General features: G+C 67.0%; 14 protein-coding genes. 6 read left to right on the forward strand and 8 right to left on the reverse strand.

Features of this window, described 5'->3' with window-relative positions:
• On the forward strand, positions 1 to 411 hold a 411-nt coding region (locus tag ACWELQ_RS22895), incomplete at its 5' end, for a M60 family metallopeptidase (RefSeq protein WP_452399088.1).
• A 31-nt stretch (positions 412 to 442) separates the two neighbouring features.
• Here the strand turns inward: ACWELQ_RS22895 and ACWELQ_RS22900 are convergent.
• The 3 genes from ACWELQ_RS22900 to ACWELQ_RS22910 form a co-directional block, all read right to left on the reverse strand.
• Positions 443 to 1591, reverse strand: coding sequence for a HAMP domain-containing sensor histidine kinase (locus ACWELQ_RS22900; protein ID WP_452399089.1), 1149 nt, complete (start codon positions 1589 to 1591; stop codon positions 443 to 445).
• A complete protein-coding gene (locus ACWELQ_RS22905; RefSeq protein WP_452399090.1) occupies positions 1588 to 2283 on the reverse strand; it encodes a response regulator transcription factor in 696 nt (231 codons plus the stop codon). Before ACWELQ_RS22905 ends, ACWELQ_RS22900 begins: the two co-directional genes overlap by 4 nt.
• A 100-nt stretch (positions 2284 to 2383) precedes the next feature.
• Entirely contained in the window at positions 2384 to 2779 is a 396-nt protein-coding gene (locus ACWELQ_RS22910) for a hypothetical protein (protein ID WP_452399091.1), read from the reverse strand.
• Between the two features lie 177 nt (positions 2780 to 2956).
• On the opposite strand from ACWELQ_RS22910, the gene ACWELQ_RS22915 reads away from it, so the two are divergent.
• Positions 2957 to 3229: a hypothetical protein gene (locus tag ACWELQ_RS22915; protein ID WP_452399092.1), complete on the forward strand. Its 273-nt coding sequence runs from the start codon at positions 2957 to 2959 to the stop codon at positions 3227 to 3229.
• 6 nt (positions 3230 to 3235) lie between these two features.
• Here the strand turns inward: ACWELQ_RS22915 and ACWELQ_RS22920 are convergent, their stop codons facing one another.
• The 3 genes from ACWELQ_RS22920 to ACWELQ_RS22930 form a co-directional block, all read right to left on the reverse strand.
• Entirely contained in the window at positions 3236 to 3751 is a 516-nt protein-coding gene (locus tag ACWELQ_RS22920; RefSeq protein ID WP_452399093.1) for a nuclear transport factor 2 family protein, read from the reverse strand.
• A gap of 77 nt (positions 3752 to 3828) precedes the next feature.
• Complete coding sequence (locus ACWELQ_RS22925; RefSeq protein WP_452399094.1) at positions 3829 to 4989, reverse strand: acyl-CoA dehydrogenase family protein; 1161 nt, start codon at positions 4987 to 4989, stop codon at positions 3829 to 3831.
• 9 nt (positions 4990 to 4998) lie between these two features.
• Positions 4999 to 5847, reverse strand: coding sequence for a CoA transferase (locus tag ACWELQ_RS22930; RefSeq protein WP_452399095.1), 849 nt, complete (start codon positions 5845 to 5847; stop codon positions 4999 to 5001).
• A 137-nt stretch (positions 5848 to 5984) separates the two neighbouring features.
• On the opposite strand from ACWELQ_RS22930, the gene ACWELQ_RS22935 reads away from it, so the two are divergent.
• From ACWELQ_RS22935 to ACWELQ_RS22945, 3 genes are all read left to right on the forward strand, one after another.
• Positions 5985 to 6572, forward strand: a complete 588-nt coding sequence (locus tag ACWELQ_RS22935; RefSeq protein ID WP_452399096.1) for a TetR/AcrR family transcriptional regulator — start codon at positions 5985 to 5987, stop codon at positions 6570 to 6572.
• A 112-nt stretch (positions 6573 to 6684) separates the two neighbouring features.
• Positions 6685 to 7122, forward strand: coding sequence for a hypothetical protein (locus ACWELQ_RS22940; RefSeq protein ID WP_452399097.1), 438 nt, complete (start codon positions 6685 to 6687; stop codon positions 7120 to 7122).
• A gap of 194 nt (positions 7123 to 7316) precedes the next feature.
• Positions 7317 to 8423: a beta family protein gene (locus ACWELQ_RS22945; protein ID WP_452399098.1), complete on the forward strand. Its 1107-nt coding sequence runs from the start codon at positions 7317 to 7319 to the stop codon at positions 8421 to 8423.
• A gap of 22 nt (positions 8424 to 8445) precedes the next feature.
• On the opposite strand, the gene ACWELQ_RS22950 is transcribed toward ACWELQ_RS22945, so the two are convergent.
• A complete protein-coding gene (locus ACWELQ_RS22950) occupies positions 8446 to 8862 on the reverse strand; it encodes a nuclear transport factor 2 family protein (RefSeq protein WP_452399099.1) in 417 nt (138 codons plus the stop codon).
• Between the two features lie 172 nt (positions 8863 to 9034).
• Between ACWELQ_RS22950 and ACWELQ_RS22955 the strand changes: the two genes are divergently transcribed.
• Positions 9035 to 9790 carry a sulfite exporter TauE/SafE family protein gene (locus ACWELQ_RS22955; protein WP_452399100.1) on the forward strand — a complete coding sequence of 252 codons (756 nt, stop codon included), beginning with the start codon at positions 9035 to 9037 and terminating at the stop codon, positions 9788 to 9790.
• A gap of 57 nt (positions 9791 to 9847) precedes the next feature.
• On the opposite strand, the gene ACWELQ_RS22960 is transcribed toward ACWELQ_RS22955, so the two are convergent.
• Positions 9848 to 11326 (reverse strand): MDR family MFS transporter, encoded by a 1479-nt coding sequence (locus ACWELQ_RS22960; protein ID WP_452399101.1) that lies wholly within the window; start codon positions 11324 to 11326, stop codon positions 9848 to 9850.
• Positions 11327 to 11654 lie beyond the last annotated feature (328 nt).

An 11654-nucleotide genomic window follows, 5' to 3' on the forward strand; every position in this document is an offset into this window, starting at 1 on the left:
CACTTCGGCGAGCCGAGCCGGTTGACCGCGGACTCCGAATTCGACACGGCCGCAGAGTTTCTCGCCCTACCCGACGAGGTGCGCGACTACGACGCGCTCGATACCGACAACCGGCCGATCGAGCACGCGGGCGTCTTCACCATGCTGGTCATGTTCGAGCAGCTCCGGCTGGGGTACGGCGACGAGTTCTATCCCGCCCTGCACCGGCTGGCCCGTCGGCGGGACCCCTCGGACACCGAGATCCCCACCGGGAAGGACTATCTCATGGTCACGGCCAGCCGTGCGGCGGGCGCGGACCTCACCGGATTCTTCACCGCGTGGGGTCTGCGCCCCGGCGACAAGGTCCGGGCGGCCATCGCCGCGCTGGCCCTGCCACTCGCTCGCTCGGACCTCACCGCACTACGGGATTGACGGTTCCCGCTCAGCGTTTGACGGTGCCCAGCTAGGCGTTCGACGGTGCCAGGGCGGCCCGCGCGGCGAGGGTGACCTCGAGCCGGGCTCCCCCGAGCGGGCTGTCGACGAGCCGCACGCCACCGTCGTGGAGCCGGGCCTGCTGCGCGATCAGGGCCAATCCCAAACCGCTGCCTGAGGTTTCGGTGGTGCCGCGAACGAAGCGACGGAAGACTCGCTCCCGGTCCTCGGGCGGAACCCCGGTGCCGTTGTCGTCCAAGGACAGGGTGATCATGCCGTCGCCGGTGGGCCGGGCGGCGATCTCGATGTGGGTCGCGCCGCCGTGCCGGACCGAGTTGGTGATGGCATTGTCGAGGATCAGCCGGATGCCCGCGCCCAGGCCGCGGGTGTGCAGCGGCGCGGTGAGCAGCGAGACGACGCTCGTCCCCGGATGCGTCCGGTGGGCGGACTCCGCGACCTGATCGATCATCTCGTCCAGATCGACTTCCTCCCAATCGGATTCGGTCATCAACTCACCCTGCGCCAGCGACTCCAGCGCGCTCAGCGTCGATTCAACGATGCGCTGGGCATTGAGCACGTCCTGCACGATCTCGGTTCGCTGTCGCTCCGGGAGCGGCACCGAGCACAGCACTTCCAGGTCCATGCGCATGGAGGTCAGCGGGGTGCGCAGTTCGTGCGCGGAGGTGGCGGCGAAATCACGGGCGGCGGCCAAGGTGTCGGCGGTGGTGCGCCGTTCCTCCGCGATCCGCTCCAGCATCTCGTTCATGGCGGCGGTCAGCTCGGCGGTCTCGGTGGTGCCACCGCGCGGCGAAACATCCAGTCTCAGTTTGGAACCCACATCGCGGGTGGCGGCGGTGAGCTGCCGCAGCGGCAGCACCGCACGGCGCGCGACCCACCAGCCCAGCCACAGCGCGAGCAGGACGGCGACCACGGCCACCCCGAGAATGCGATGCGTCTTCTGCGAAATGACCTGGTCGACAAGCGATTCCGGCACCGGCGTGATGATCGCCGGAGCGTCACCGGAGGTCGTCTCCAGCGACACCGCGATCTTGTCGAGCTGTCGTGCGGTGTCGGCGCGGACCACCACCACGAACACCGCCGCCATCGCCGCGATCACCGCGATGGTGACCGACGCGCTCGCGATCGCCACCCGCGTGCGCAGCGAGATCGGCCGCCTCACGCTTCGGTCCGCAGCACGTAGCCGACCCCGCGCACCGTGTGCAGGACGCGCGCGCAACCGGTCGCCTCGATCTTGGCGCGCAGGTAGGAGACGAAGACGTCGACCACCTTGGTCTGCGTCTCGAAGGTGTATCCCCAGACGCCGCTGAGCAATTCGGTGCGTTTGAAGACCTGGCCGGGCACCTCGGCCAGCGCGGCGAGCAGGTCGAATTCGCGTTTGGTCAGATCGAGCAGGACGTCGTTGGCGTAGGCGCGGCGCGCACCCGTCTGCACGGTGAGCCCGCCGACGCTGACCTCGGCGCACGGGTCGGCCACCGCGGTCACCCCACTGCGGCGCAGCAGCGCCTGCAGTCGCGCGACCAGCTCGCCGAGATGGAACGGCTTGGTCAGGTAGTCGTCGGCTCCGGCGGTCAGGGCCCCGATCCGGTCGCCCACCTCGGAGCGGGCACTGAGCACGCAGACCGGGACGTCATTGCCCAGCGAGCGCAGCGCGGTCACCACCTGTACCCCGTCGAGGCCCGGCATGTTCAGGTCCAGCACCATGGCCGCGGGCGGGCAGATCGCCATCGTCTGCAGCGCGGCGGCCCCGTCCTTGGCGGTCTCCACGGTGAACCCGGACAGGCGCAGTCCGCGCGCTACCGAGGCCAATACCCGGGCATCATCGTCAACGACGAGCACCACGTCATTCGACATCTCCAACGCCTCTCAGGGAAAGCGGAAGAACAAACCCGAACGATTCTCCCAAGAAGTTGGTCAAGCGTCCAGTTTCTCGAAATGATGGGACACACATCACTCAGGACAGTAGGCGCAGCATATCCACGGGGCTGCCGCGCAGGGTGCATTCCTGATAAGGCACCGGATCGGCGGATACCTGCCCGCAATCCCAGGTTCCGGTGCGGGTCACCACCGTTGCCTGATATCCCGAACTCCATCGGTCCGAATAATCGGCATAGCGCCACGCGGCGTCCCGTGCCCGGTCGCACACCGCCGGATCGTCGTTCATTCCGTACGCCTGCACCGCCAGGCCGAACGGGCCGACGCCGCAGGAGAACCACTCCGGAGTAGCGGGTTTACGTTCCGGCGAGGGCAGGCCGGGGAGGGTGTTGTGCAGCGGATTGCACGCCGTGAGGCTGGCGACCAAGGCCATACCGGCAATTCCGGTCAGGGTCCGCGTGGGGAGGAATTTCATGTATCCAGGCTCGCGTCCGCCGGGTTAGCCGACGGTCGGCGATCGGTTAAGGAACGGCAAGAAAACCGGCGGTCGGCATTTCTCTAACCATTCTCTGACAACTGGCTATCCAAGCCTGAATCCGCGGCCGAATAGCGTTCACGGGTCGGGAAATACGGAACGAGAAGGAGATTCGAAATGCGAAAGATGATCGTACGCACGGCCGCCGCCGTCCTCGTCGGAGTCAGCGGCGTGGGCGCGCTGTCCGCGTGCAATGGATTCCCGGGCTTCCCCGGCAACCCGACGGTTGAGATCCCGGGTCAGGGCGGCGGGATGACGGGCGGCCAGCCCGGCGGGGGCGGCATGACCGGCGGTCAGCCCAGCGGCGGTGGCATGACCGGCGGCCAGCCGGACGGCGGCGGCATGACCGGCGGCCAGCCCAGCGGCGGCGGGATGACCGGCGGCCAGTAGCCCGGTTCAGCCGCCGAAGATGGCGGTGGGATCGCCGGTGTACCAGGTGTTCTCGATGCGCATCCGGTGGATGAGCCAGCGGTCGCCGTCGCGGCGCAACTCGAGGGTGTACGGATTCTTCAGCAGGGCACGGGTTTCCGGCGCGTCGATGAGCAGGTGCTGGGCCTCGACGAGGGCGGTCAAGTGCGCGGTGTCGCCGGTGATCGTGATACGGGGGTTGGTGACCTGATGGGTGGTGTCCACCCGCCCGGTGAACATCGCGAGGATGGTCTCCACGATCGCGTCCCGGCCCGCCATCACCGGCGGGGCCGCGCCCCACTTCGCCGCGGCGGGCCGGAAGTCCAGCTCGGCGTCCACGGTGAACGCCGAGGCGAACAGCTCCTTGTCCTTGCGATCCTGTCCGAGCGCGAAACGATAGAGGGCGTCGGTGATTTCGGCCCGATCGCGCATCTCGGCCACCACCGCGGCCACATCGTGCGCGGGTGCGGTCAACGCCGCGGTTGAGTTCTGCTTGTCCGGCATGAGCCGAACCTACAACCGCCGCCGCCGGGCGATCGGGGTCCGGACACGCCAACCGCGGACTATCCGCGCCACCGGAATCACAGTGAGCGGGAGATGATTTCCTTCATGATCTCGCTGGTGCCGCCGTAGATGCGGTTCACCCGGGAACCCGTGTACATGTTGGCGATCGGGTACTCCATCATGTAGCCGTAGCCGCCGAAGAGCTGCAGGCAGCGGTCCACGATCTTGTCGCTGGTCTCGGCCGCGAACAGCTTGGCCATCGACGCGGTCGACGGGTCGTTCTTGCCGTCGATGTACTGCTTGATCGCGTAGTCCACCAGGGTCTTGATGGCCAGCGCCTCCGTCTTGACCTCGGCCAGGGTGAACGCGTTGTGCTGGAACTTGCCGATCGGGCGGCCGAACGCCTCGCGCTCCTTGGAGTAGCGCAGCGCCTCGAGCACGGCCGCCTCGGCCAGCGCCGAGCACAGGCTGGCGATGATCAGCCGCTCCCGCGCCAGCTGCTCCATCAGCTGGTAGAAGCCCAAACCCTCTTGCTCACCAAGGAGATTGGCGACCGGCACCCGCATGTCGGAGAAGAACAGCTCGCGGGTGTCCTGTGCGTGCTGGCCCATCTTCTCCAGCACCCGGCCGCGCTCGAAGCCCGGCAGGTCCTTGGTCTCGGCCACGATGAGCGAGACGCCCGCCGCGCCCTTGGACGGGTCGGTCTTGGCCACGATCACCAGCAGATCGCAGTGGGTCGCGTTGGAGATGAAGGTCTTCGAGCCGTTGACGACGTAGTGGTCGCCCTCGCGAATCGCGGTGGTGCGCACCGACTGCAGGTCCGATCCGGTGCCCGGCTCGGTCATGGCGATGGCCAGCACCAGCTCGCCGCTGATGATGCCCGGCAGCCACTTCGCGCGCTGCTCGTCGTTGCCGTACTTGTAGATGTAGTGCGAGACGATCGGCGAGTGCACCGAGAAACCGAAGCCGTTGTCGTGCGCGTAGACCAGCTCTTCCTGCACCACCGACTGCATGCCGAAATCGCCTGCCGCGCCGCCGAATTCCTCGGGCAGGTCCAGCCCGAGCAGGCCCGCGTCACCGGCCTTGTTCCAGAACTCGCGGTCGACGGCGTGCTGCTTGGTCCAGCGCTCGCGGTTGGGCGCGGCCTCCTTGCGGAAGAACTCCCGCGCGTGCTTGCGCAGTTCGCGGTGCTCGTCGGTCTCCCAGACGGGGACGTAATCGGGGAAGAGTTCGGACATCGTTGTTCTCTACTTTCCGGTGACGGGGGCGCGCAGGCCGTTGATCGGTAGGTCGTGCTCGGCGGCCAGCGCCTCGAGCTCGGCGATGGTTCTGTCGGCGAAGGCGTTTCGCAGGCTCTCGTGGTCGCCGCTGGCGCCGAACAGCGCGATGGTGCCCATGAAGAAGTGCGGCTCCACCGCGCCGAGCGCGATGTGACCGTCCTTGCACTCGTAGATGCCGTAGCCGGGGAACGCGCCGCCGAGGATCGCGTTCGGACCCATCAGTCGGTAGCGGACGGCATCGCCGGCGCGGGCGGCGGCCTCTTCCAGGGCGACACGATAGGGCTGTCCCACACCGGTGTTCGCGCGGGCGACCAGTGCGGCGAGGGCAGTGGAGACGGCCCGCTCGGCGCCCAGCATGTCGGCGATCGGGACGGTCGGCATGTGCGGCGGGGTCAGGGTGGCGTGCACCGCCTGATAGTTCAGATCGTGCCCCGGCACTTCGGGATCCTCCGCGTGGCCGACGATTTCGATGAGCGACAGGCGCGGGAAGCGCTCCTGCGGCTGCGCCAGATCGAGTTTCGCGAGCGCGCTGGGCCGCATCGAGGTGATCAGCAGGTCGGCGCCGGCCAGCAGCTCGTCGAGCTTGGCGCGGTCGGCGTCCTGCTTGATGTCGAGCGTGACGACGGTCTGCGGGGCGATGAGCGTCGAGTACCACTCCGGCGCGGCCGCGGCGAGCGGGTCACCGGTGGGCGGTTCGACCTTGGTCACCGTCGCGCCCAGTTCGGCCAGCCGGGCGGCGGCCAGCGGGCCGGGCAGATTGACGGCCAGCGAGACGACCTCGACGCCTTCCAAGGGGCGAGACAGGGAAACCTCCATGACAGCGAACGATACGGATGTATAGTCAGCAGGTCAACAGTAACCCCACCTGCGCAGAAGACCAGCGATTACTGCGTGCGACCAGCAATTACAACGCGACGTAGACTGTCCCGAAACCACCGACCAGTCGAGGGGCGATGCTCAATCCACGGGCCACGAACGACGACCTGACCGCCAAGGCGCGCATCCGCAACGCGGCCATGGACCTGTTCGCCCAGTACGGCGAATCCCGGGTCTCGCTGCGCGCGGTCGCCGCCGAGGCCGGCGTCACCCTCGGCCTGGTCCAGCACCACTTCAAGACCAAGGCGGGCCTGCGGGACGCGGTCGACCAGCTGGTGAGCGAATTCTTCTATCAGGCCGTGCATTCCGTGCCGAGCACCGGAACCGCGGGCGAGGTCGCGGCGGCGCGCGACGAAGCGGTCCGCGAGATGCTGCGCGAAAACCCCGCGGTCGTGAACTATCTGCGCCGAGCCATTCTCGAGCCCGAGCCCACCCAGTTGAAATTCCTCGAGCGCCTGGTCGAATTGACCCGCAACGAGGTCGCGCAACTCCGCGAAGAGGGTCTGGCCTCGACCACCCGCCGCGAATCCACCCAGATCGTCGCCGTCCTCATCCGCCAATTCGGCGAACTCCTGCTGGCCCCGATGATCGACTCGGTCTGGCAGATGGTCGCCGGGGACAACGAGACCGCCAAACCCCGGCTGACAATCACGGTCGAGGAATAGCCCGAAACCGCCAAAAATTCGTCACGGTCGGTTCGCTATCCGCTATCCTCACACCCGAGCCACCGCCGGATCTCGAAAAATCGTGCAGGCCAATGGCATTGAAGGACTCCCCGTGCGCGCACCACATCTCGTCGTAGCTCTCGGCGCACTCGCCGCCGCCTCCGCCCTGGTCGGCGGCACCGCAGCCGCCGCCACGCCCCTCACCGTCGACAGCGCCACGGCATCCAACGGCAATGCCGTGATCGCCGTTTCCTACGAATGCGCCCCGGGCCTGGGCGCGGAACTGTCGGTCACCGTCCGCGAAACCCTTTTCCTCGCACCCGGACTCACCGGCCCCGGCGTGAACGGCACCGCCCTCGCCCCCGCCAACTGCATCGGCCAACCCCAACAGGCCACCGTCGCGGTGAACCCCGTCCAACTGATCCAATTATTCGGCGAGTCAGCCAAATTCCAATCCGGCTCCACCACCGACGTCACCGTCACCATCCTCGCCCTCACCCCGAACACCCCGGTCATCACCGCCCGAAAGAACTTCCCCCACCTCGGCTGACCTCTGACCCCGAGTGCCGGACGTATGACGGATCCGGCCAACCGGGCGACCGTGCGCCGAGATGTCCCCGCGTGTCGCGGCGAGGCCGGATACTACGAGTAGCGACTCGAGCAATGCAGTTCGAGGTGGAACGCTTGTAGGACAAGGTAATTCGGATGCTCGGCATCTTCACCGCCGATGGCCGGTAGCCGGCCATGGACACCAGGCCGCGGTATGTACCGATTCTCAAAAGTCGGCTCGGCGAGCTAACGGCCCTGAAGAACATGGAGGAGCACCTCGCCGAGTTCTGCGTGCCGCTGATCGAGATCGTCCCGAGCGACGAGATGCTCCATGAGCTCAGGCCGCCACCGACAGCATTGAAACTCGGACTCAACCGGATCCTGGATACCCTCCGCAAACACTGGAGGGTTCGGTTCGATCTCATCATCGACACTCATCACCTGCCCGCGACTTCGGGCTGGAACCCGACCGCGCAAGTAGTCGAGAACTGTTTCGAGAGTGCCCAACTGGGCGTCATACCCGCCGTTCGCCTATCGGACTCGCGGCAGGTTCTTTTCGAGGTAGGAGAGGCCGTACGACAGTCCTTGCATCAGCCGGCCTGTATTCGCCTCACTGCTGCGGACCTATCCGGCGGCAACCGTCACCTCCTGTCCGAGCAGATCGGGTGCGCCCTCGAGGCCCTGGGAATGCGCTGCGGCAGGGTCCATCTCGTACTCGACTTCGGAAGTATCGCCGATGACAAAGACGTCGACCGCAAGGCCCGCGCCGCCCTGCTGTCGCTGCTCGACATACCTCATCTCGACCAATGGATGTCGATAACGCTTGCGGGTGGGGCGTTTCCGCCCGACCTCAGCGATATCGAGCCGAAGATCCTCACACGAATCGATCGCAAGGAAGTCGACCTCTGGCTCGATGTGCGGCGACAACTACTCGGGCACAGCAGAATTCCGACCTTCGGTGACTATGGCGTCGCGCATCCCCTACTACCTCTCGGCAAGGGCTACGGTCCCCCGCCGCAACTTCGATACACCGTCGCTGGCTCGTGGCTCGTTCTGAAGTACCGCAGGTCGGAGGGCTTCACTCGATTCTTCGACATCTGTGGCGAGATCGCCGCCGGATCCGAGTTCACCGGTGGGTTGACCTGGGGCGATGAGGAGATCGCGGGTCGGACATGGTACGCACACGGTGATCGAGCTTCCACAGTGAGCGGGCCGGGCAACGGATCCACGTGGCGCGCTATCGGCACAAGCCATCACATCGGGTTCGTCCTCGATCATCTCGCGACCGCCGGCGAGCCGTAAGTCTCCTTTGTGCCACTCGAATTCAGTTCTCGGGGAAGAGGAGGCGGCGGGCGTAGGCGGTGTCGAAGTATTCGCGGGCTTCGGTGATGCGGCCGTTGGTTACTCGGAAGGTGATTACTACGTCGTTGGCGTAGGGGTCGCCGGTTGCGGTGGTGGCGTGGGTGGTCCATTCGGCTACGGCTCGGTCGCCTTCGGCGGTGAGGGAGCGGAGGTCTTGGCTCATGGGGGCGGTGGTGTCGAAGCGGTCGAGCATGGCGGGGAGGAAGCCGTGGAAGATGCCGTCGGGGCCGGTCCAGGTGCCGGAGGTGGGGAGGTCTCCCGCCAGGGTCCAGGTGGCGTCTTCGGTGAAGAATTCGCGGCGGCGGTCCACGGCCTCGCCGGTCTGGAGGGCGTGGATGTAGTTCTCGATGACGGTGCGGGTTTCGGTTGTGCTGCTCATGGGATTGATTTCACCGGAGACGGGCGGGCGGGCCAATGAGCAGCTCGCGTTCACAGCGATAAGGATTGGTTATCGCCCGGATGCGGGGACGCCCCTGCGAAGCGGCCGAACCGAATTCGTAGGATGTCCCGGTGAGTGCTGGGTGTTCTCGGTCCCGGCCCGGTGAACGTCGGTGACCGCGGTCGAGGCGGTCGAGCTGATCGCGGTGGGTTTCGCGGCCGGATTGGTCAGCGTGCTGGTCAGTCTGGCCTCGCTGGTGTCGTATCCCGCGCTGCTCGGCATGGGACTGATGCCGGTGGCGGCCAATGTCACCAATACGGTGGCTTTGATCTTCACCGGGGTCGGGGCGGCGGCCGGGTCGCGGCAGGAGCTGGCGGGGACGCGACGGACCGTGGTGCGGCTCGGGGTGGTCGCGGCCGTCGGCGGGGCGATCGGCGCGGCACTGCTGTTGATCGCGCCCGCGTCGACGTTTCAGGTCGTGGTGCCGTTCCTGATCGGCGGGGCCTCGGTGTTCCTGTTGGCGCAACCACAGCTGGCGCGGCGGTGGCAGCACGCGAGCGACAGCGAAAGAGTCCGGCGCAACCGGGTATTGGGGGTGCTGCTGTTCGTGGCCGCCGTCTACGCCGGGTATTTCGGTGCGGCGGGCGGGATTCTGATCCTGGCATTGATCTCGGCCATGTACCCGGAGTGGTCGCCGCAGCGCGCCAATGCGGTCAAGAGCGTCACCTCGATGTGCGCCAACGGCGCGGCGGCCATCGGTTTCGCGTTCTACGGTCCGGTGCACTGGGCCTACGTCGCGCCCCTGGCCCTGGGCTTCCTGCTGGGCGGCCGGGTCGGCCCGGTGGTGGCGCGCCGCCTGCCGAGCAACAGCCTGCGCGTGATCGCCGCCGGATGCGGCATCGCCCTCGCCGTGAAATTCGCGGTGTAGCAACGCGAAAGCGCCCACGGCATCACACCGTGGGCGCTGTCAGCGGGATTACGACGGTCAGTCCTTGACCAGCTCCGGGAGCTCGGCCTCGTCCACCACATCCGGGATCTCGGCGCCGTGATGCCCGGCCGCCGACCGGTTGGGCAGCAGCACCGCCATCACGATCACGACGACGGACAGGCCCGCCGACACCAGGAACGCCAGCCGCATACCCGACAGGTGCGCCTCCAGCGGGTTGGTCACCGTCGGGGCCACGTGCTTGGCCCGCGAGGTCATGACCGTCACCACCAGCGCGGTGCCGAACGCGGCCGCCACCTGCTGCAGCGTCGCGAGCATGGAACTGCCGTGCGAGTACAGGTGCATCGGCAGCGCGCCCAGGCCCAGGGTGAACACCGGGGTGAAGGTCGCCGCGAGCGACACCATGAGCAGCACGTGCATCGCCACCAGCAGGGCGTACGGCGAGGTCAGCGACAGCTGGGTGAAACCGGCCAGCGCCGCGGTGATACCGATGGCGCCCGGAATCACCAGCACGCGGCCGCCGAAGCGGTCGAAGATCTTGCCGACGGTGGGGCCGAGCAGACCCATGGCCAGGCCGCCGGGCATCACCAGCAGACCGGTCTTCAACGGGGTCAGATCGCGCAGGTTCTGCAGGTACAGCGGCAGCAGGATCATCGACCCCATCATGGCCAGGAACGCGACCGCCATGAGAATCAGCGACTTGGCGTAGGTGGGGGCCAGCAGCACGCGCAGGTCCAGCAGCGGAGTGCCGTTGCGCTGCAACGAGATCTGACGGAAGGCGAAGATGGCGATCAGCGCCGCGCCACCGGCGACGATCAGCGCCGGGACGACCGTGCTGCCACCGGCGAACTTGCTCAGGCCGTAGACGAGCCCACCGAAACCGAAGGCCGCGAACAGCACGCTGATCCAGTCGATCGAACCCGGCTGCGGCTCACCGACATTCTCGAGCTTGCGCAGACCCAGCGCCGTCACCGCCGCGGCGATGGGCAGCACCAGCACGAACAGCCAACGCCAGGAGCCGATCTGCAGCACCAGGCCGGAGATGACCGGGCCCATGGCCGGAGCCACCGAGATGGCCAGGGTGACATTGCCCATGACGCGCCCGCGGTCGTTCTCGGGAACGACGGTCATCAGGGTGGTCATCAGCAGCGGCATCATGACCGCGGTGCCGCCCGCCTGGATCACGCGGCCGACCAGCAGGACCGCGAAGGTCGGCGCGACCGCGGCCAGCGCGGTGCCGACCAGGAAGGTGCCCATGGCGAGGGCGTAGGCGCGGCGGGTGGTGACCCGTTGCAGGAACCAGCCGGTGACCGGGATGACCGCTGCCATGGTGAGCATGAAGGCGGTAGAAACCCATTGGGCGGTCAGTTCGCTGGAGACGTGCAGATCCTTCATGAGACGCGGGATCGCATTGATCATGATGGTCTCGTTCAAGATCACCGTGAAGGTCGCGAGCACCAGCAACCGGATGACGGTTGGCGTCCGCTGCTTGGTCGAGCTAGCGGATAGGTCGGGCATCGGAAGAACCTCCGGGTGATCGTGTGCGAGGGGTACGTGGCCCGATGTCGAGTCGGCGACTGCACTGTCCGGTGCCACACCGGTACAGACGGGGACAGGACGCACAACTCATCGGTCGCGACCCAGTATTCCGGCGGGGTCCGACAAATTTCACCCGATTAATTCGGGGCGAACAAGCAGACCAGAACACGAAAACCGGCCCCCACCAGGTGATATCACACTCATCAAGATCGCTCGGTGAGCCAGATCACGTCCACCGCGACCGAAACCCGCCATGATGGTGACCGATGGAGGATCTGAGAACTACCGTGCCCGAGGCAAAAAAGGC

The sequence above is a fragment of the Nocardia sp. NPDC004722 genome (assembly GCF_053601505.1).

Coding starts and splice junctions, on each gene's coding strand:
- ACWELQ_RS22905 (WP_452399090.1), bottom strand. CDS start 2,283: ATGTCGAATGACGTGGTGCTCGTCGTTGACGATGATGCCCGGGTATTG.
- ACWELQ_RS22910 (WP_452399091.1), bottom strand. CDS start 2,779: ATGAAATTCCTCCCCACGCGGACCCTGACCGGAATTGCCGGTATGGCC.
- ACWELQ_RS22915 (WP_452399092.1), top strand. CDS start 2,957: ATGCGAAAGATGATCGTACGCACGGCCGCCGCCGTCCTCGTCGGAGTC.
- ACWELQ_RS22920 (WP_452399093.1), bottom strand. CDS start 3,751: ATGCCGGACAAGCAGAACTCAACCGCGGCGTTGACCGCACCCGCGCAC.
- ACWELQ_RS22925 (WP_452399094.1), bottom strand. CDS start 4,989: ATGTCCGAACTCTTCCCCGATTACGTCCCCGTCTGGGAGACCGACGAG.
- ACWELQ_RS22930 (WP_452399095.1), bottom strand. CDS start 5,847: ATGGAGGTTTCCCTGTCTCGCCCCTTGGAAGGCGTCGAGGTCGTCTCG.
- ACWELQ_RS22935 (WP_452399096.1), top strand. CDS start 5,985: ATGCTCAATCCACGGGCCACGAACGACGACCTGACCGCCAAGGCGCGC.
- ACWELQ_RS22945 (WP_452399098.1), top strand. CDS start 7,317: ATGGACACCAGGCCGCGGTATGTACCGATTCTCAAAAGTCGGCTCGGC.
- ACWELQ_RS22950 (WP_452399099.1), bottom strand. CDS start 8,862: ATGAGCAGCACAACCGAAACCCGCACCGTCATCGAGAACTACATCCAC.
- ACWELQ_RS22960 (WP_452399101.1), bottom strand. CDS start 11,326: ATGCCCGACCTATCCGCTAGCTCGACCAAGCAGCGGACGCCAACCGTC.